The organism is Enterobacter cloacae complex sp. S1 (assembly GCF_014930525.1).
Taxonomy (GTDB): Bacteria; Pseudomonadota; Gammaproteobacteria; order Enterobacterales; family Enterobacteriaceae; genus Enterobacter; species Enterobacter hormaechei_C.
In genome coordinates this window covers 128,668-146,287 of the sequence record NZ_JADBRE010000016.1, presented here as the reverse complement: position 1 = coordinate 146,287, position 17,620 = coordinate 128,668, and the positions used below count along the sequence as shown (strand labels likewise).

The window sequence follows — 17,620 nt, the reverse complement described above, 5'->3', positions numbered from 1 at the left end:
TCTCTGCTGACCCGGCGGCTAGCGTGCCGTTGTTCCGTGTCAGTGGAGGCGCATTATAGGGAGTAATTCCGAACCTGCAAGGATAAAGTGAAAATTATTTACTGACCGCTCATTTTCCAGGCAAATCACATCCCAGACCTCAATTTTCGCCTGGTTTTTAAACAAAAACGAGCCGCAAGCGGCCCGTTTTTGCGTTTTGTGACTTACTGCACTGCCACAATGCGATCGTCGTTGGCTTCCAGACGAATAACTTTGCCCGGAACCAGCTCCCCAGAGAGGATTTGCTGTGCCAGCGGGTTTTCGATCTGCTGCTGGATAGCACGTTTTAACGGACGCGCACCATAAACAGGATCGTAACCATTCTCGCTCAGCAGTTTCAGCGCATCGTCGGAAATGTGGATTTCATACCCACGCTCTTCCAGACGTTTGTACAGACGCTGCAACTGGATCTGCGCAATCGACGCGATGTGTTTCTCGCCCAGCGGATGGAACACGACCACTTCATCAATACGGTTGATGAACTCCGGACGGAAGTTTTGACTGACCACACCCAGCACAAGATCTTTCATATGGCTGTAATCCAGCTCACCGAAGCGTTCCTGAATCAAATCGGAACCCAGGTTCGAGGTCATGATCACCACCGTGTTACGGAAGTCGACCGTTCTTCCCTGCCCGTCCGTCAGACGCCCATCATCCAGCACCTGCAACAGAATGTTAAACACGTCAGGATGAGCCTTTTCCACTTCATCCAGCAGGATGACAGAATAAGGACGACGACGAACCGCTTCCGTCAGGTAACCGCCCTCTTCATAACCGACATATCCCGGAGGCGCACCGACCAGACGCGAGACGGAGTGTTTCTCCATAAACTCGGACATATCGATACGCACCATTGCGTCATCGCTGTCGAACATAAAGTTAGCCAGCGCTTTACACAGCTCGGTTTTACCGACACCGGTTGGCCCCAGGAAAAGGAACGAGCCGATTGGACGATTCGGATCGGACAGCCCCGCACGGCTACGACGAATGGCGTTAGATACCGCTTCGACCGCTTCGTTCTGTCCAATGACGCGCTGATGCAGATCCTGCTCCATACGCAGCAGTTTCTCACGTTCGCTTTCCATCATGCGAGCCACAGGAATGCCCGTCCAGCGCGCCAGCACTTCGGCAATCTCGGCATCCGTCACTTTATTACGCAACAGACGCATGGTTTTGCCTTCCGACTGCGTGGCGGTCTCAAGCTGTTTTTCCAGCTCAGGGATCTTGCCGTACTGTAGCTCGGACATCCGCGCCAGATCTCCTACGCGACGGGCCTGCTCAATGGCAATTTTCGCCTGCTCCAGCTCCGCCTTGATTGTCTGGGTGCCAGAGAGGGAGGCTTTCTCAGCTTTCCACTCTTCTTCCAGCTCAGAATACTGACGCTCTTTCTCGTCCAGTTCTTCGTTAAGCATATCGAGGCGTTTCTTACTCGCTTCGTCAGACTCTTTGTTCAGCGCCTGCTGTTCCAGCTTGAGCTGGATAATGCGGCGATCGAGTCGGTCCAGCTCTTCCGGTTTCGAGTCAATCTGCATACGGATGCTGGACGCCGCTTCATCGATAAGGTCGATGGCTTTATCCGGCAACTGACGGTCGGCAATGTAACGATGCGAAAGCGTCGCCGCCGCAACGATGGCCGGGTCAGTGATCTGCACGTGATGGTGCAGCTCATAACGCTCTTTCAGACCACGCAAAATAGCGATGGTATCTTCAACGCTTGGTTCAGCGACAAACACCTTCTGGAAGCGACGCTCCAGCGCGGCATCTTTTTCAATGTACTGACGATACTCGTCCAGCGTAGTGGCTCCGACGCAGTGAAGTTCACCACGCGCCAGCGCAGGTTTCAGCATGTTCCCGGCATCCATTGCGCCGTCAGCTTTACCCGCGCCCACCATGGTGTGCAGTTCGTCGATAAACAGGATGACGTTACCTTCCTGTTTCGCCAGATCGTTCAGCACGCCTTTCAGACGCTCTTCAAATTCACCGCGGTATTTCGCCCCGGCCACCAGCGCGCCCATATCCAGCGCCAGTACGCGACGGCCTTTCAGCCCTTCGGGCACTTCGCCATTAACGATACGCTGCGCCAGCCCTTCAACGATGGCGGTTTTACCGACGCCAGGCTCACCAATCAGCACCGGGTTGTTTTTGGTACGACGTTGCAGTACCTGGATAGTCCGACGAATTTCTTCGTCACGGCCGATTACCGGGTCAAGTTTGCCCTGCTCGGCACGTTCGGTCAGGTCGACCGTAAATTTCTTCAAAGCCTGACGTTGGTCTTCGGCTCCCTGGTCGTTCACGCTTTCACCTCCGCGCATTTTCTCAATCGCCTGGGTCACATTAGCGGTGGTTGCACCGGCGGATTTCAGCAGGTCGGTTAAGGTACCGCGTGATTCAAGCGCCGCCAGAACAAACAGCTCTGACGAAATAAAGTTGTCCCCACGTTTTTGTGCCAGCTTGTCGCAAAGGTTCAGCACGCGCACCAGATCCTGCGACGGCTGCACGTCGCCGCCGGTACCTTCTACCTGCGGTAAACGGCTCAGCGCCTGATCGATGGCGGTGCGTAACTGGCCGGCATTAATGCCAGCGGACGTTAATAAAGGACGTACCGATCCCCCTTCCTGATTCAGCAAGGCGCTCATTAAATGAAGAGGTTCGATAAATTGGTTGTCGTGCCCCAGTGCAAGGGACTGGGCATCGGCGAGAGCAAGCTGGAATTTATTAGTAAGACGATCCAGACGCATAACTCCTCCCATAACAGGTCAAATTTGCTACTGGAGATTAAATGAGGTCATCCCTCAATTATTCAAGGTTAATAACCTGAATTATGTGAAAAGAAAACGGCGCGTACCGGATCGTCTTGATTCTTTAGGTTATATCAGCCAAATGAAACTTGCCATACGACCTGTCGTCTTGTCGCGGCGATAGGAGAAAAAATCACCCTTTTCGCTGAAGGTACAGCGATCTCCGCCGAAGATGTGGGTCACGCCGACGTTATTCAGGCGCTGGCGGGCAAGCTGATAAATATCGGCCAGATATTTATCTCCGGAAGCCACAAACGCTTCGACCGCTTGCGGATCTTTTTCCATAAAGGCATCGCGCACTTCGGGCCCGACCTCAAACGCCTGCGGGCCAATCGCCGGGCCAAGCCAGGCGATGAGATTTGCAGAATCGTCATGGAAGCAGGCAACAGTCTCTTCCAGCACGCCTTCGCACAGGCCTCGCCATCCGGCGTGGGCAGCAGCCACTTCAGTTCCTGCCTTATTGCAGAACAACACCGGCAGGCAATCAGCAGTCATCACCGCGCAAACCGTTCCCGGCGTATTGCTGTACGAAGCATCGGCGCGCTTAGACGCATAGGGCTCCCCCGTCAGCTTCAGCACCGCTTTACCGTGCACCTGCTCAAGCCAGACCGGTTTTGAAGGAAGGTTTCCCGCAGCAAAGAGGCGTTTACGGTTCTCTTCAACGTGCTCCAGGTTATCGCCACAGTGCGCACCGAGGTTCAGAGACTCCCACGCGCCCTGGCTCACGCCACCGATACGGGTTGAACTACAGGCGGCCACGCCTTCAGGCAGTGGCCACGCCGGGACAATCAGTTTGGTCATAACCAGTCCACGTGATCCTTATGTTCTTCGAAATCTGCGCGCATCGCGTCGATAAGTTCCACCATATCCTGTGGGATCGGCGCATGCCATTCCATCTGAATTCCGGTGATTGGGTGGTAAAGACGCAGCATCGTCGCATGCAGCGCCTGGCGATCGAATTTACGCAGCACGGAGATGAATTCATCCGATGCGCCCTTTGGTGGACGCGGACGACCGCCGTAAACCGGGTCACCCACCAGCGGATGGGTAATATGCGCCATGTGCACGCGGATCTGGTGAGTACGCCCGGTTTCCAGGCGCAGACGCAGGCGCGTATGAATACGGAAATGTTCCATGATGCGGTAGTGGGTTACCGCCGGTTTACCCATTGGGTGTACGGACATATGCGTACGCTTGGTTGGGTGACGGCTGATAGGCTCTTCCACCGTGCCGCCAGAGGTCATATGACCAATCGCCACCGCTTCATACTCACGGGTAATTTCGCGCAATTGCAAAGATTCCACCAGGCGAGTCTGAGCTGGGACCGTCTTCGCCACCACCATCAGACCCGTGGTGTCTTTATCCAGACGGTGAACGATACCGGCACGCGGTACGTCGGCAATCGGCGGATAATAATGAAGGAGAGCGTTAAGTACCGTACCGTCAGGATTGCCCGCGCCCGGATGAACAACAAAGTCGCGCGGCTTGTTGATGATCAGAATATCGTCATCTTCGTAGACGATATCCAGCGGGATATCCTGCGGCTCGAAGCGGACTTCCTCTTCGATTTCAGCATTGATGGCGACAGCTTCCCCACCAAACACTTTCTCTTTTGGTTTGTCCCAGATCTTGCCGTTTACCAGCACGCGCTGGTCAAGGATCCATTCTTTTATGCGTGAACGCGAATAATCAGGGAACAATTCGGCCAAAGCCTGATCTAAGCGTTGACCGAGCTGATTTTCGGAGACTGTTGCGGTGAGTTCTACTCGTTGTGCCATAAACTGCTTCTTCGTTTAACGTTGGGTTTTACGGCTTTGCCGTTTAATATAGTGTGCTATTGTAGCTGGTCTTAATCGGGAGCAGGAACTGAGTTTCTCCCGGACAAACATTTGAGGAAAGTCAAAACGTCATGACGCGCATGAAATATCTGGTGGCAGCGGCCACGTTGAGCCTGGCTTTGGTGGGCTGCTCCGGTTCGAATGAACAGGTCCCTGACAATCCGCCGAATGAAATCTATGCGACTGCACAACAAAAGTTGCAGGACGGTAACTGGAAACAGGCGATAACGCAACTGGAAGCGTTGGATAATCGCTATCCGTTTGGCCCGTATTCGCAGCAGGTACAGTTAGATCTTATCTACGCCTACTACAAAAATGCCGATCTGCCGCTGGCTCAGGCAACGATCGATCGTTTCATGCGTCTGAACCCTACCCATCCTAACATCGATTACGTGATGTACATGCGCGGCCTGACTAACATGGCGCTGGATGATAGTGCATTGCAGGGCTTCTTCGGGGTGGATCGTTCCGACCGTGACCCGCAACATGCGCGTGATGCTTTCAATGACTTCTCCAAGCTGGTGCGTAGCTACCCGAACAGCCAGTACATTACCGATGCCACTAAGCGTCTGGTGTTCCTGAAAGATCGTCTGGCGAAATATGAGTACTCCGTTGCGGAATACTACACCCGCCGTGGCGCATGGGTTGCCGTGGTTAACCGTGTAGAAGGCATGCTGCGTGATTATCCGGATACCCAGGCCACGCGTGATGGCCTGAAGCTGATGGAAAATGCGTATCGCCAGATGCAGATGACGGCTCAGGCTGACAAAGTGGCGAAAATCATCGCCGCGAACAGCAGCAACACCTGATACCGCTACAACGCATAACGGCAGCCCGCGGGCTGCCGTTTTTTTATTCTTTCAGACTTACGCTGAAGCGGTTTAGCTTCAACACATCCATTCAACTATGACCGCAATTGTTGGCTTCGACAAGGTAAATCTCACCTCTTCCTGCCCTGCCTCACAAAAAAGATTCCCTGACAAAAACCGACAAAATAACGTGATCTAAATCACACATTTTGACATTAGGTCGGGTATGCTGGAATCACCAAGACGGAAAGACAAGAGGTAAAATTTATGACAATGAACATTACCAGTAAACAAATGGAAATTACTCCGGCAATCCGCCAGCACGTCGCAGACCGTCTCGCCAAACTGGATAAATGGCAAACACATTTGATTAATCCACATATCATCCTGTCCAAGGAGCCGCAGGGTTTCATCGCTGATGCAACTATCAATACTCCAAACGGCCATCTGGTCGCCAGCGCAAAACACGAGGATATGTACACCGCAATTAACGATTTGATCAACAAGCTGGAACGGCAGCTCAATAAAGTGCAACACAAAGGTGAAGCACGTCGCGCCGCAACCTCGGTGAAAGACGCCAGCTTCGCGGAAGAAGTTGAAGAAGAGTAATCCTCTAAAATTGAGTGTACCGACAACGCGCCTTCGGGCGCGTTTTTTATTGACAGGATCAAAACAGTGCAGGTACTTTAACCCTATCAATTTCAGGATGACCTTATGAAACAGACGCCGTTTTTCTTCGCATTCTTTTTTACCTTCCCCTGACCGGGAGGCGTTTCGTCGTGTGATAAAGAATGCGAAGACGAACAACAAGGCCTCCCACACCGGGAGGCCTTTTTTATTGATAACGATAAAATGAGACAGACAACACTATGACACCGGAAAACCCGCTCCTGGATTTACGCGTAAAAATCAGTGCACTCGACGAAAAATTACTGGCCCTGCTGGCAGAACGCCGCGCGCTCGCCGTTGAAGTGGGCAAAGCCAAGCTCGAGTCCCATCGGCCGGTGCGCGATATCGATCGCGAACGTGATTTACTGGAACGGTTGATTCAACTCGGCAAAGCGCATCATCTGGATGCGCACTACATCACCCGCCTGTTCCAGCTCATCATCGAAGACTCCGTTCTGACGCAACAAGCCCTGCTCCAGCAGCATCTGAACAAAACCAACCCGCACTCTGCTCGTATCGCTTTCCTCGGCCCGAAAGGGTCCTATTCTCACCTGGCAGCTCGCCAGTACGCAGCCCGCCATTTCGAAGAGTTTATTGAGAGCGGCTGCGCGAAATTTGCAGACATCTTCAACCAAGTCGAAACCGGCCAGGCAGATTACGCCGTGGTGCCTATTGAGAACACCAGTTCCGGTGCCATCAACGATGTTTACGATCTGCTCCAGCACACCAGCCTGTCGTTAGTCGGCGAGTTGACTATCCCTATCGATCACTGTGTGCTGGTCTCTGGCTCAACCGATCTGAGTCAGATTAAAACGGTGTACAGCCACCCGCAGCCGTTCCAGCAGTGCAGCCAGTTCCTGAACCGTTATCCGCACTGGAAAATTGAATACACCGAAAGCACCTCGGCGGCGATGGAAAAAGTGGCGCAGGCAAACTCTTCTGCCATCGCGGCTCTCGGTAGCGAAGCGGGCGGCGCGCTGTATGGCTTACAGGTGCTGGAACGCAATCTGGCCAACCAGACGCAGAATATCACCCGTTTCGTGGTTCTGGCCCGCAAGGCCATCAACGTGTCGGACCAGGTCCCGGCGAAAACCACCCTGCTGATGGCGACCGGCCAGCAGGCGGGTGCGCTGGTTGAAGCGCTGCTGGTGCTGCGTAATCACAACCTGATCATGACGAAGCTGGAATCCCGCCCAATACATGGCAACCCGTGGGAAGAAATGTTTTATCTCGACGTTCAGGCCAACCTGGAGTCTGCGTCCATGCAGAAAGCCCTGCGCGAACTGGGCGAGATCACACGCTCCATGAAAGTGCTGGGCTGCTATCCGAGCGAAAACGTGGTCCCGGTCGATCCGGCTTAACGTTCGATAAAGCGGCTTTTCTTCATCCCTGCCACATTTACAGGCAGGGTGAAGATGGCACCGGAAAGCGGATATTTCGCCAGCTCCTCCGCCTCCATATTTTCCCGCGTGGTGGTGATAAACAGCGTTTTCATATCGTCGCCGCCAAAGCAGACCATTGTCGGGCAGCGTACCGGCAGCCGATACTCTTCCAGCTGTTCGCCTTGCGGTGAAAACCGTGCGATACGCCAGCCGTCAAACAGTGCACTCCAGTAGCAGCCTTCCTCATCCATTGCCGCTCCATCGGGTATACCTTCTCCCTCGCTAAACCGGCGAAACTCTTCGCGCTTACCGGGTTCCCCCTGCTCATCAAGCGGCGTACGGTAGATCACACCGTTCGGCGTATCAGAAGTAAACATCCATCGTTTGTCAGGACTAAACGCTAAACCGTTATGCCCGTGAATATCGCACTGGATCACTTTCGGCGTCAGGTCGTTGTCGATACGCATCAGCATGGCGCCGTTATAATCTCCCGGCCCCCAGAAGGTGCCCGCATAAAACCGTCCCTGATGATCGGTACCGCCATCGTTAAAGCGTGCAAGCTGCGGGTTGGATGGGTTATCGCAAACTTTACGCTGTAGCAGGCCGTGCTTATCGGTCAGCCAGATGGCGTTTCGCATCGCGACGATAAATCCGCCGCGTTCACGCAGGGCAAAACACCCAACTTCTTCATGGAATGAGAGCACCGAGTGTTCCGCGGTGGGCAGATGGTACCGATGGATCTCCCCTTCCAGGATATCCGCCCAGTAGAGCGCCTTCTCGTCTGCACTCCACGTCGGGCATTCGGGCAGATGCCCGGTATAGTTCAACAGCAGCTGCGGTTCAGCCATGACAGTTCCCCAAAATGAAAAAAGCCAGCAATGCTGGCTTTCAGTATATACATCATCGCATTACTGGCGACTGTCATTTGCCTGGCGCAACAGCGTGCGGCTTTCACTCTGGAATCGCGTGGCGTAATCACCGAACCAGTGCTCCACTTTACGGAAACTGTCGATAAAGGCTTGTTTATCGCCGTGTTCCAGCAAGGTGATCGCTTCGCCAAAACGCTGATAATAGCGCTTGATCAGCGCCAGATTATTTTCAGACGACATGATGATGTCGGCGTAAAGCTGCGGATCCTGGGCAAACAGTCGCCCGACCATCGCCAGCTCCAGACGATAGATTGGCGAGGAAAGCGCCAGCAATTGTTCAAGCTGAACGTTCTCTTCCGCCAGGTGCAGCCCATAGGCGAAGGTTGCAAAGTGGCGCAGCGCCTGAATAAACGCCATGTTCTGGTCATGCTCTACCGCGCTAATGCGGTGCAAACGTGCTCCCCAGACCTGGATCTGTTCCAGGAACCACTGGTAGGCTTCCGGCTGCCGTCCGTCACAGTAAACCACTACCTGCTTCGCCAGGCTTCCGCTGTCCGGGCCAAACATCGGGTGTAACCCAAGCACGGGGCCAGTGTGCGCCGCCAGCATTGCCTGTAACGGACCATTTTTAACGGAGGCCAGGTCCACTAGAATACAATCTTCCGGCAGCGGAGGAAGTTTCGCGATTATTTGCTCCGTCACATGGATCGGCACGCTGACGATAACCATTCCGGCGTCTTTCATCAGCTCCGGCGCGTGCGACCAGTCCTCTTTCTCCAGAATACGCACCTGATAGCCAGAAAGCGTCAGCATTTTCTCAAACAGACGCCCCATCTGCCCGCCACCACCGACGATAACCACCGGGCGCAGCGACGGACAGAGGCTTTTGAAGCCCTTGTCGTTTTCGCTGGAATAGGACTCGCGCATCACGCGACGCAGGACGTCCTCAATCAAATCAGGTGAAACGCCCAGGGCCTGCGCCTCTTTACGGCGGGAGGCGAGCATAGAGGCCTCACGCTCCGGAACGTAAATCGGCAGTCCGTATTTACTTTTAACCTCGCCGACCTCAGCAACCAGTGCCATGCGGCGCGCCAGAAGATCCAGCAACGCCTTATCCACTTCATCAATTTGATCGCGTAATGCGGTCAATTCAGCAACCATAACTACCCTCTTATGCCAGACGCGTCGCCAGCTGGCCGTTCAAATCTTTGTGGATCTCACGCAGCAGCGCATCGGTGGTTTCCCAGCTAATGCAGGCATCGGTGACCGAGACGCCGGGCTTCATCGCGCTACGCGGCTGTTCCGATGACTGATTGCCTTCATGAATATTACTTTCAATCATCAGGCCGATAATTGAACGGTTGCCATCTTTAATCTGAGCAATCACAGATTCTGCAACCGCAGGCTGGCGACGGTAATCTTTATTCGAATTACCATGACTGCAATCTACCATCAGCGCCGGACGCAGTCCCGCCTGTTCCATCTCTTTTTCACACTGCGCGACATCCGCCGGGCTGTAGTTTGGCGCTTTACCACCGCGCAGGATCACATGCCCGTCCGGGTTGCCCTGCGTTTGCAGCAGGCATACCTGGCCCGCCTGGTTGATCCCGACAAAACGATGGGGCATGGCGGCGGCGCGCATGGCGTTAATCGCCGTGGCCAGGCTGCCGTCGGTACCGTTTTTAAAACCAACCGGCATAGACAGGCCAGACGCCATCTCGCGGTGGGTTTGTGACTCGGTGGTGCGCGCCCCAATCGCAGACCAGCTAAACAGATCGCCGAGGTACTGCGGGCTGTTCGGATCCAGCGCCTCGGTTGCCAGCGGCAGCCCCATGCTGACCAGCTCTACCAGCAGGCGACGCGCAATCTTCAGGCCGGCTTCCACATCAAACGAGCCATCCATGTGCGGATCGTTGATCAACCCTTTCCAGCCAACGGTCGTACGTGGCTTCTCAAAATAGACGCGCATCACCAGATAGAGGCTATCGCTGACCTCCTCCGCTAATGCTTTAAATCGACGAGCGTACTCAATGGCGGTTTCAGGATCGTGAATAGAGCAAGGACCACATACCACCAGCAGGCGCGGATCGCGGCCAGCGATAATGTCAGAAATGGTCTGGCGCGAGTGCTCAATCTGAGCTTCCTGCGCGACGCTCAGCGGGAATTCCGCCTTCAGTTGATCCGGGGTGATTAACACCTGTTCGTCAGTGATATGTACGTTGTTCAGCGCGTCTTTTTGCATGATTGCGATCCTGTCAAACTCGTTTGCGATAGTGGTTTTCCTCGAAGAGGTGACACAACGATATCACATTAAGTAAAGATTTCAATCCAAAATACGTACACATTACTTTACATCAACCCTTTAATTGCAAAAGTCATGGCCTAAAATCGTAAAGTTAAAATTACACACGCACGCCTGTAAGTCAGGCTATGCTCACAAAAAGGAGAATAGCCATGCGTTCAATTATTTTTATGTTGTTGTCGCTGATTTTGTCGGGTTGCCAGATCAATCCTTATACTTTTCAGCCTGACTGGACCAGCCCGGACTGGTTCACGGCCGGTAAAGAAGACGCTATGAATGGTGTTCCGGTTAAAGATAACCAGGCTCTGGCCGATAGTTTTAATGACCCTCAGGTTGATCGAGCGGAATATCTTCGTGGCTACGCTAACGGACAGAAAAAAATATGCGAAGAGGGCTTTATTCACGCCTGGGAATTAGCGGGCAAATCATTTCCTGCCAGCTGCGATGCAACTGAAAATGCAGTAAAACTGCATGAATCCTGGCAACAAGGATTGGATGAAAGTATGCGTTCCAGCAGGCTTAATTGAGCCTGCCTTAATTCCTCTGAATATAGCTCACTGTAAGATTTAGCTTAGGTCAAAACAGGGATATTTCTGACATAATGACGGCTTTGATAAACAATGGTATTCTGCCGACAATTCTTAAGGACATCTATTTCCGGGGCGGTTTGGCGGATTCTGATGAGAAATGCAATCTTGATCGCTTTGCTCCGACTCCCCCTGGCGCTAATACTGTTCATTTTAGTAGCCCCTGCAACGGCAGGCTCGTACACGGAAACGGATAAATCAGTACGTTCGATTGTTTCTGGCATTGTGAGCTACACCCGATGGCCAGCACTGTCCGGCCAGCCTAAGCTCTGTATTTATGCCTCTTCCCATTACAGACAGGCGCTCAGCAGTGAAGATGAACACAACCCGTTGCCCTATAGTCCTGTCATTGTGCATAGCGATCGGGAAGCACTCGCAGCAAGGTGTGATGCCCTCTATTTCGGGAGCGAGTCGCCGGCAAAACAACAGGAAATAATAAATCAATATCAGGGCCAGGCGTTGCTATTAATGTCAGAACAAAATCCTGAATGCGTTATTGGCAGCGCATTTTGTCTGATAATAGAGCACAACCTCGTCAGGTTTTCCGTAAATCTGGATGCGCTGGCGCGCAGTGGCGTAAGAGTCAATCCGGATGTATTAATGCTCGCACGGAATAAGAAGCATGAATAAGGAAGTCGCACCAACACCGCGTCCGACGTTTAAAAGAACGTTGCGACGAATCAGCATGATAAGCGTCATTATAACGATGACGTTTATATGGTTGCTGCTGTGTTTCGCTTCCGTGGTGACATTAAAGCAATACGCGCAAAAAAACCTCGAACTTACCGGCGCCACCATGAGCCACAGCCTTGAAGCCTCTCTGGTGTTCAACGATGCCGTGGCGGCAAATGAAACGCTGGCGACCCTCGGCAAGCAGGGGCAGTTCGCCGTGGCGGAAGTGCTTAACGCACATCATAAACGGTTTGCCTGGTGGTCATGGAACCCGGCGGATAATACCGACACGCTGGGCGCGCTGGTCAACCGGTGGTTGTTCCCTGTTCCTGTCGCACAGCCCATCATACATAATGGCAATGTGATTGGCGAAATTCGTCTGACCGCGCGAGACAGCCTGATTAGCCACTTTATCTGGCTCTCATTTGCGGTCCTCACCGGCTGCATTCTTTTTGCCTCTGCCGTCGCATTGACCATCACCCGCTCGCTACATCATGGCATGGTTGTTGAAATGCAAAACATCACTGACGTTGTGCATGACGTTCGCACTAACCGCAACTTCTCTCGCCGGGTAACGGAAGGCCGCATTGAAGAGTTCCACCAGTTTGGTGAAGACTTCAACAGCCTGCTGGATGAAATGGAAGAATGGCAGCTCAAGCTACAGGCGAAAAACGCTCAACTGTTGCGTACCGCCATGCACGATCCGCTCACGGGGCTTGCAAACCGCGCCGCGTTTCGCAACAACATTGCGGCATTAATGAACGACGCTTCAGCAAAAACCAATTCTGCCCTGCTCTTCCTGGACGGTGATAACTTTAAGGTTATCAATGACACCTGGGGTCATGCCGCGGGTGACTGCGTACTGATCGAAGCCGCCAAAAGGATGGTCGAGTTTGGCGAAAAACGTCATCAGTCTTACCGTCTTGGCGGCGATGAATTTGCCATGATCCTTTACGGCGTCCACACCGCACGTGAGGTCGAATTTATTTGCGCTGCGCTGTCGCAGCAATTTATCCGTCCGTTTGATCTGCATAACGGGCACACAGCATCAATGTCCCTCAGCATTGGCTTTGCTCTGGCGTGGGAAAATGCCTCCGTTGAAGCATTACTGGAGCAAGCCGATCGCAATATGTATCTGGTCAAAAACCAGCGTTCGAAAACAATATCCTGAAAGGAAGACGATATGTTAAAGCGATACTTTGCGCCGTTAATACTGGCATCACTGGTAATGTCCGGATGCCAGTCATCCCCTGAAGGGAAATTCACGCCAGAGCAAATTGCGGCCATGAAATCCTACGGCTTTAACGAACTGAATGGCGACTGGTCTCTGGGCCTGTCGGATAAGATCCTGTTTGATAAAAATGACGCCAGGCTGCGCCCGGAAAGTGAAACGCAGATCCAGACTATGGCCTCACGCCTGGCGGCAACCGGTCTGAACCACGCCAGGATGGATGGCCATACGGATAACTATGGCGAAGAGAGCTACAACGAAGCGCTTTCGTTAAAACGTGCCAATGTTGTGGCGGATGCCTGGGCGAAGGGCGCGAACATCCCGCGCAGCAATCTCACTACGCGGGGCTTAGGCAAAAAATACCCTGTCAGCAGCAACCGCACTGCGCAGGGGCGCGCTGAAAATCGCCGGGTTGCGGTAGTCATCAGCACGCCTTAAGGCTATTTAACGGATGTTCCGGCGAGCGACACGCCTGAAACCGCTCGCCAGCGCAGCCAGTCAATCACAATAAAGACCGCCAGACTGACGCCCATTACCGGCAACGCCAGCCCCAGCAGGAGGCTTATCAGGAACGTCACTCCCCTTCCCCACAGCGGCAATGCCAGCCAGCTTTGACAGAGCGTCTGTACCGGGTTCGCGGCTGACGTTGCAGGGCGACGCATCCACCACATCCGGTATCCCCAGATAATTAACACACACAGCGCAACGCCAAACGCGATGAGCAGCAGCTGATTTGCCAGACCAAACAGGATCCCCATATGGAAATCCACGCCCCAGCGGGTGAGTTTAGCCATCAGCGGGAAATCCCCGAAGCGAGTGCTGTCCAGCACCTTCAGTGAGTGGGGATCCACGGCAACGGCATCAACCTGCGTAGGCCAGCGGCGATCGATTTCCGTCACCGTCCAGGCCTGGTCGACCCTGCTTGCCGGACGGATCTCAACGTTGTTCGCATCAATCCCTGACTGGCGGGCGACCTGCAATACGTTGTCAAAAAGCGACAGTTTGACTGGCATTTCAGGCATCGTCATTCCCCCGTGATGACCACGATGTTCGGCGTGTTCATCCCTCATTTCCGGCGCACCGGAAAGGGTGGTGTTTACCTGCGGCGTCAGCCAGTTCATCTCTGCACGCAGCTTATCGACGTTGCCACCGGCCCATTGTGACCAGGTTAACCCGGTGACTGAGAACAGCAGCATTCCCGCCAGTAACGTCCAGCCTAAGATCACATGCAGGCGACGACGATTCTGGAAACGATTGTTAATACGGCGCTTCGGACGGGTGTAGAACCACAGCGCGATCCCGCCCAGGGCAGCAACCCACATCCACGAGGCGGCTAACTCGCTATAGAGGCGCCCGATGTTGCCCAGCATCAGCGAGGTATGCAGATAATCGATAGTCTGACGCAGCGGTAAAATCCCGCTGGTGCCGTACACGGTCATATCCCCTCGAATCTCAAGGCTGGTGGGATCAATAAAAATAGCCCGATGCTCGGAGGGACCCAGCGCCGGGTCGGCAAACATCACGCGGGTCGTTTCGCCCTCTTCCAGCCCCGGACGTACAGCATGTAAACGCAGCGCTGAACCCACGGCCTTTTCCGCCACGGCAATTTGTTCAGCAAGAGGCTGCGCCTCACCCACGGCATCCGTGTGGAGTGCATGATGGTACAGCGCCTTTTCAAGCTGCGGCGTGGCGACATACAGCGTTCCGGTCAGCGCTGCGAAGAAGATAAACGGACCGACAAACAGCCCGATATAGAAATGGAGGCGACGCAGCAGGTTTCCCCATGCCGCGCGCGGAGTGCAGGTAGTCATACTTTTCCTTTTTAAGGCAAAAAGTGAGTGATTTTGTTTTAAAGGGAGAAAGCAGACCGACGCGGCGGCGCGCGGGTATCGGGGTAAAGCCAGGGGAAAAAGTGCCAGTGGCTGACCGCCTGACGAGGCGGTTTCACGCGCAGCCGCTGCAACACCACGCTGAGCAGAACGATAAGCGCCAGCATCACGCCCGGCACATGCGCTAACAGCACGCAGTAGCCGCATGCTTCCGCATGGTCAACTGGCATAGAATGCGGCATATCACCATGATGCTCGTCCATCGACATCATGCTCATGTCATGGTGCATACCCGGCATGGCGCTCATGGGATCTTTTTGCAGCGAGACGGAGATCAGCGGCGCCACGACGATCAGCAGGATCGCAAACAGCGCGGTCAATGCCGCTGCGCGTTTCCAGTTACGCTGATGCAGTACGTTATCCACTTACCCTCCACCCAAGAGGTGAACATTGTAAATGATTTATGACGGAAGGGTTAACATGAGAGGTGCGATGGGATAAAAAAAGGGCCAGCCTTTCGGCCAGCCCTTTCTAACAGGATGTCGCTTAAGCGAATCTTAGTTCAGACGCTCTTTAATACGAGCAGACTTACCAGTACGCTCACGCAGGTAGTACAGTTTAGCTTTACGTACAGCACCACGACGTTTAACAGCAATGCTGTCAACTACCGGAGAGTGAGTCTGGAAGACACGCTCAACGCCTTCGCCGTTGGAAATTTTACGAACAGTGAATGCAGAGTGCAGACCGCGGTTACGAATAGCGATAACCACGCCCTCGAATGCCTGCAGACGTTTTTTGGAACCTTCAACAACCCATACTTTCACTTCCACGGTGTCACCTGGACGGAAGGAAGGTACGTCCTGCTTCATCTGCTCTTGTTCAAGTTGCTTAATAATGTTGCTCATAATTTAATCTCTTATCCTGGGTAAACTGATATTCGGGTGCGTATTACGCATTCCCATCATGTTTATGCTGCTGGTGCACGTGTTCAGTTTTGAACTCGGCCAGCAACTTTGCTTGCTCTTCAGTCAGAGCCAGGTTTTCCAGAAGTTCAGGTCTTCTAAGCCAGGTTCGGCCCAGCGACTGCTTCAAACGCCAGCGACGTATCTCGGCATGGTTTCCAGACAGTAACACTGCCGGGACCTCCATCCCTTCTAACACTTCAGGACGAGTATAGTGTGGACAGTCCAGCAATCCATCGGCAAAGGAATCTTCCGTTGCCGAAGCTTCATGGCCCAGAACCCCCGGAATAAACCGGGCGACGGAGTCAATCAGCGTCATTGCCGGTAACTCACCACCGCTGAGAACGTAATCGCCGATAGACCATTCTTCGTCAATCTCGGTTTGAATTACACGCTCATCTATCCCTTCGTAGCGACCACAGACCAGAATCAGCTTTTGATTCGTCGCCAGTTCGCTCACGCCCGCTTGATCAAGCTTGCGTCCCTGAGGTGAAAGATAAATCACCTTCGCGCCTTCACCTGCCGCGGCTTTTGCTGTGTGAATGGCGTCCCGTAAGGGTTGCACCATCATCAACATCCCCGGTCCGCCGCCGTAAGGACGATCGTCCACGGTACGGTGCCGGTCGTGCGTGAAGTCACGAGGACTCCAGCTCTGGATGCTCAGCAGGCCATTCTTTACTGCCCGGCCAGTTACCCCGTAATCGGTAATCGCGCGGAACATTTCAGGAAACAGGCTAATTATGCCAATCCACATAGCGCCGTCTTTTACCGTTTATCCGGAGAATTTAAAAACCAGGATCCCAATCTACTTCAATGGTTTGAGTAGTGAGATCGACTTTCTTGATAACCTGTCCATCGAGGAACGGAACCAACCGCTCCTTGATGCCAAATGCATCTTTCAGGTTTGCCTTAATGACGAGAACGTCATTTGACCCGGTTTCCATCATGTCGATGACTTTCCCCAGGCTGTAGCCTTCAGTGGTCACTACCTGGCAACCCATAAGATCTTTCCAGTAGTAGTCACCCTCTTCCAGCTGTGGCAACTGCGACGAATCCACGACAATTTCACAATTAGTCAGCGCATTCGCGGCATCACGATCGTCAATGCCTTTCAGCTTGATGATGATGTCCTGATTGTGGTGACGCCAGCTTTCCAGCTCGACCTCTTCCCACTTACCGGCTTTCTGGATAAACCAGGGCTGGTAATTAAAAATGCTATCAGCGTCTTCAGTGGAGGAAAACACTCTGAGCCAACCACGGATACCGTAGCAAGAACCCATTTTTCCCAATACGATCGGTTCAACAGGTGCTTTATTGCTCATCATGACCACCGTGACAGATTAAGCTGCTTTGTTTGCTGCTTTGATCAGCGTAGCAACGCGATCGGAAACAGTAGCGCCCTGGCCAACCCAGTGAGCGATACGATCCAGATCCAGACGAGTTTCTTCTTCTGCGCCAGCGGCCAGTGGGTTGAAGAAACCAACGCGCTCGATGAAGCGACCGTTGCGTGCATTACGGCTGTCAGTCACAACAACCTGGTAGAACGGACGCTTTTTAGCGCCGTGACGTGCTAAACGAATAGTTACCATAACATCCTCTTGTGTGAATAAAACAACCGGGCCCCATCGAGGAA

At 53.4% G+C, this 17,620-nt stretch carries 20 protein-coding genes and 1 other annotated feature; of the genes, 8 read left to right on the top strand and 12 right to left on the bottom strand.

The window, feature by feature from the left end; genetic code table 11:
- Positions 1 to 203: 203 nt before the first annotated feature.
- The 3 genes from clpB to rluD form a co-directional block, all read right to left on the bottom strand.
- Entirely contained in the window at positions 204 to 2,777 is a 2,574-nt protein-coding gene (gene clpB / locus IM290_RS11770; protein WP_193042586.1) for an ATP-dependent chaperone ClpB, read from the bottom strand.
- A gap of 129 nt (positions 2,778 to 2,906) precedes the next feature.
- A complete protein-coding gene (gene yfiH, locus IM290_RS11765; RefSeq protein WP_062937975.1) occupies positions 2,907 to 3,638 on the bottom strand; it encodes a purine nucleoside phosphorylase YfiH in 732 nt (243 codons plus the stop codon).
- Positions 3,635 to 4,615: a 23S rRNA pseudouridine(1911/1915/1917) synthase RluD gene (gene rluD, locus IM290_RS11760; protein WP_193042585.1), complete on the bottom strand. Its 981-nt coding sequence runs from the start codon at positions 4,613 to 4,615 to the stop codon at positions 3,635 to 3,637. The genes yfiH and rluD overlap by 4 nt, the downstream gene beginning before the upstream one ends.
- A gap of 131 nt (positions 4,616 to 4,746) precedes the next feature.
- Here rluD and bamD point away from each other — a divergent pair, with 131 nt between their 5' ends.
- The 4 genes from bamD (at position 4,747) to pheA (ending at position 7,514) form a co-directional block, all read left to right on the top strand.
- Positions 4,747 to 5,484: an outer membrane protein assembly factor BamD gene (bamD, locus tag IM290_RS11755; protein WP_003863164.1), complete on the top strand. Its 738-nt coding sequence runs from the start codon at positions 4,747 to 4,749 to the stop codon at positions 5,482 to 5,484.
- 267 nt (positions 5,485 to 5,751) lie between these two features.
- Positions 5,752 to 6,093 carry a ribosome-associated translation inhibitor RaiA gene (raiA, locus tag IM290_RS11750; RefSeq protein ID WP_003863162.1) on the top strand — a complete coding sequence of 114 codons (342 nt, stop codon included), beginning with the start codon at positions 5,752 to 5,754 and terminating at the stop codon, positions 6,091 to 6,093.
- Between the two features lie 104 nt (positions 6,094 to 6,197).
- Positions 6,198 to 6,323: a sequence feature (Phe leader region), on the top strand.
- The gene (gene pheL, locus IM290_RS11745) at positions 6,199 to 6,246 is read left to right on the top strand and encodes a pheA operon leader peptide PheL (protein WP_100229775.1); all 48 of its coding nucleotides are present in this window, start codon (positions 6,199 to 6,201) and stop codon (positions 6,244 to 6,246) included. (Overlaps the previous feature by 48 nt.)
- Before the next feature lie 30 nt (positions 6,324 to 6,353).
- A complete protein-coding gene (gene pheA / locus IM290_RS11740) occupies positions 6,354 to 7,514 on the top strand; it encodes a bifunctional chorismate mutase/prephenate dehydratase (RefSeq protein ID WP_032669371.1) in 1,161 nt (386 codons plus the stop codon).
- Here pheA and IM290_RS11735 read toward each other — a convergent pair.
- Genes IM290_RS11735 through aroF form a run of 3 tightly spaced genes read right to left on the bottom strand, consistent with a single transcriptional unit; the run spans position 7,511 to position 10,646 of the window.
- A complete protein-coding gene (locus tag IM290_RS11735; protein ID WP_015571568.1) occupies positions 7,511 to 8,383 on the bottom strand; it encodes an SMP-30/gluconolactonase/LRE family protein in 873 nt (290 codons plus the stop codon). The genes pheA and IM290_RS11735 overlap by 4 nt on opposite strands.
- A gap of 60 nt (positions 8,384 to 8,443) precedes the next feature.
- Positions 8,444 to 9,565: a bifunctional chorismate mutase/prephenate dehydrogenase gene (gene tyrA, locus IM290_RS11730; protein WP_023295266.1), complete on the bottom strand. Its 1,122-nt coding sequence runs from the start codon at positions 9,563 to 9,565 to the stop codon at positions 8,444 to 8,446.
- Between the two features lie 10 nt (positions 9,566 to 9,575).
- Entirely contained in the window at positions 9,576 to 10,646 is a 1,071-nt protein-coding gene (gene aroF / locus IM290_RS11725) for a 3-deoxy-7-phosphoheptulonate synthase AroF (protein WP_006811632.1), read from the bottom strand.
- Positions 10,647 to 10,858: 212 nt separating this feature from the next.
- Between aroF and IM290_RS11720 the strand changes: the two genes are divergently transcribed.
- The 4 genes from IM290_RS11720 to IM290_RS11705 all read left to right on the top strand — a co-directional run bounded on the left by IM290_RS11720 (position 10,859) and on the right by IM290_RS11705 (position 13,634).
- Entirely contained in the window at positions 10,859 to 11,233 is a 375-nt protein-coding gene (locus tag IM290_RS11720; RefSeq protein WP_193042584.1) for a DUF2799 domain-containing protein, read from the top strand.
- Positions 11,234 to 11,386: 153 nt separating this feature from the next.
- Positions 11,387 to 11,923, top strand: coding sequence for a YfiR family protein (locus tag IM290_RS11715; RefSeq protein WP_032672087.1), 537 nt, complete (start codon positions 11,387 to 11,389; stop codon positions 11,921 to 11,923).
- Positions 11,916 to 13,136: a diguanylate cyclase DgcN gene (dgcN, locus tag IM290_RS11710; RefSeq protein WP_017692859.1), complete on the top strand. Its 1,221-nt coding sequence runs from the start codon at positions 11,916 to 11,918 to the stop codon at positions 13,134 to 13,136. Before IM290_RS11715 ends, dgcN begins: the two co-directional genes overlap by 8 nt.
- 12 nt (positions 13,137 to 13,148) lie before the next feature.
- Positions 13,149 to 13,634 carry an OmpA family protein gene (locus IM290_RS11705; protein WP_017382956.1) on the top strand — a complete coding sequence of 162 codons (486 nt, stop codon included), beginning with the start codon at positions 13,149 to 13,151 and terminating at the stop codon, positions 13,632 to 13,634.
- A gap of 2 nt (positions 13,635 to 13,636) precedes the next feature.
- Here the strand turns inward: IM290_RS11705 and IM290_RS11700 are convergent, their stop codons facing one another.
- From IM290_RS11700 to rpsP, 6 genes are all read right to left on the bottom strand, one after another.
- Complete coding sequence (locus tag IM290_RS11700; RefSeq protein WP_045340482.1) at positions 13,637 to 15,007, bottom strand: PepSY domain-containing protein; 1,371 nt, start codon at positions 15,005 to 15,007, stop codon at positions 13,637 to 13,639.
- Positions 15,008 to 15,045: 38 nt separating this feature from the next.
- A complete protein-coding gene (locus tag IM290_RS11695) occupies positions 15,046 to 15,450 on the bottom strand; it encodes a DUF2946 domain-containing protein (protein ID WP_023304265.1) in 405 nt (134 codons plus the stop codon).
- A gap of 132 nt (positions 15,451 to 15,582) precedes the next feature.
- The gene (gene rplS, locus IM290_RS11690; protein ID WP_002914145.1) at positions 15,583 to 15,930 is read right to left on the bottom strand and encodes a 50S ribosomal protein L19; all 348 of its coding nucleotides are present in this window, start codon (positions 15,928 to 15,930) and stop codon (positions 15,583 to 15,585) included.
- 43 nt (positions 15,931 to 15,973) lie between these two features.
- The gene (gene trmD / locus IM290_RS11685) at positions 15,974 to 16,741 is read right to left on the bottom strand and encodes a tRNA (guanosine(37)-N1)-methyltransferase TrmD (RefSeq protein ID WP_193042583.1); all 768 of its coding nucleotides are present in this window, start codon (positions 16,739 to 16,741) and stop codon (positions 15,974 to 15,976) included.
- Between the two features lie 31 nt (positions 16,742 to 16,772).
- The gene (rimM, locus tag IM290_RS11680; RefSeq protein WP_015571575.1) at positions 16,773 to 17,312 is read right to left on the bottom strand and encodes a ribosome maturation factor RimM; all 540 of its coding nucleotides are present in this window, start codon (positions 17,310 to 17,312) and stop codon (positions 16,773 to 16,775) included.
- Between the two features lie 15 nt (positions 17,313 to 17,327).
- Positions 17,328 to 17,576, bottom strand: coding sequence for a 30S ribosomal protein S16 (rpsP, locus tag IM290_RS11675; protein ID WP_003863133.1), 249 nt, complete (start codon positions 17,574 to 17,576; stop codon positions 17,328 to 17,330).
- Positions 17,577 to 17,620: the final 44 nt, after the last annotated feature.

Excerpts from the sequence above, each read along its gene's own strand:
- IM290_RS11700 (WP_045340482.1), bottom strand. The coding sequence starts at position 15,007 with ATGACTACCTGCACTCCGCGCGCGGCATGGGGAAACCTGCTGCGTCGC.
- pheA (WP_032669371.1), top strand. The coding sequence starts at position 6,354 with ATGACACCGGAAAACCCGCTCCTGGATTTACGCGTAAAAATCAGTGCA.
- tyrA (WP_023295266.1), bottom strand. The coding sequence starts at position 9,565 with ATGGTTGCTGAATTGACCGCATTACGCGATCAAATTGATGAAGTGGAT.
- IM290_RS11705 (WP_017382956.1), top strand. The coding sequence starts at position 13,149 with ATGTTAAAGCGATACTTTGCGCCGTTAATACTGGCATCACTGGTAATG.
- IM290_RS11735 (WP_015571568.1), bottom strand. The coding sequence starts at position 8,383 with ATGGCTGAACCGCAGCTGCTGTTGAACTATACCGGGCATCTGCCCGAA.
- rplS (WP_002914145.1), bottom strand. The coding sequence starts at position 15,930 with ATGAGCAACATTATTAAGCAACTTGAACAAGAGCAGATGAAGCAGGAC.
- rimM (WP_015571575.1), bottom strand. The coding sequence starts at position 17,312 with ATGATGAGCAATAAAGCACCTGTTGAACCGATCGTATTGGGAAAAATG.
- trmD (WP_193042583.1), bottom strand. The coding sequence starts at position 16,741 with ATGTGGATTGGCATAATTAGCCTGTTTCCTGAAATGTTCCGCGCGATT.
- clpB (WP_193042586.1), bottom strand. The coding sequence starts at position 2,777 with ATGCGTCTGGATCGTCTTACTAATAAATTCCAGCTTGCTCTCGCCGAT.
- yfiH (WP_062937975.1), bottom strand. The coding sequence starts at position 3,638 with ATGACCAAACTGATTGTCCCGGCGTGGCCACTGCCTGAAGGCGTGGCC.
- rluD (WP_193042585.1), bottom strand. The coding sequence starts at position 4,615 with ATGGCACAACGAGTAGAACTCACCGCAACAGTCTCCGAAAATCAGCTC.
- rpsP (WP_003863133.1), bottom strand. The coding sequence starts at position 17,576 with ATGGTAACTATTCGTTTAGCACGTCACGGCGCTAAAAAGCGTCCGTTC.
- IM290_RS11715 (WP_032672087.1), top strand. The coding sequence starts at position 11,387 with ATGAGAAATGCAATCTTGATCGCTTTGCTCCGACTCCCCCTGGCGCTA.
- IM290_RS11720 (WP_193042584.1), top strand. The coding sequence starts at position 10,859 with ATGCGTTCAATTATTTTTATGTTGTTGTCGCTGATTTTGTCGGGTTGC.
- dgcN (WP_017692859.1), top strand. The coding sequence starts at position 11,916 with ATGAATAAGGAAGTCGCACCAACACCGCGTCCGACGTTTAAAAGAACG.
- raiA (WP_003863162.1), top strand. The coding sequence starts at position 5,752 with ATGACAATGAACATTACCAGTAAACAAATGGAAATTACTCCGGCAATC.
- bamD (WP_003863164.1), top strand. The coding sequence starts at position 4,747 with ATGACGCGCATGAAATATCTGGTGGCAGCGGCCACGTTGAGCCTGGCT.
- aroF (WP_006811632.1), bottom strand. The coding sequence starts at position 10,646 with ATGCAAAAAGACGCGCTGAACAACGTACATATCACTGACGAACAGGTG.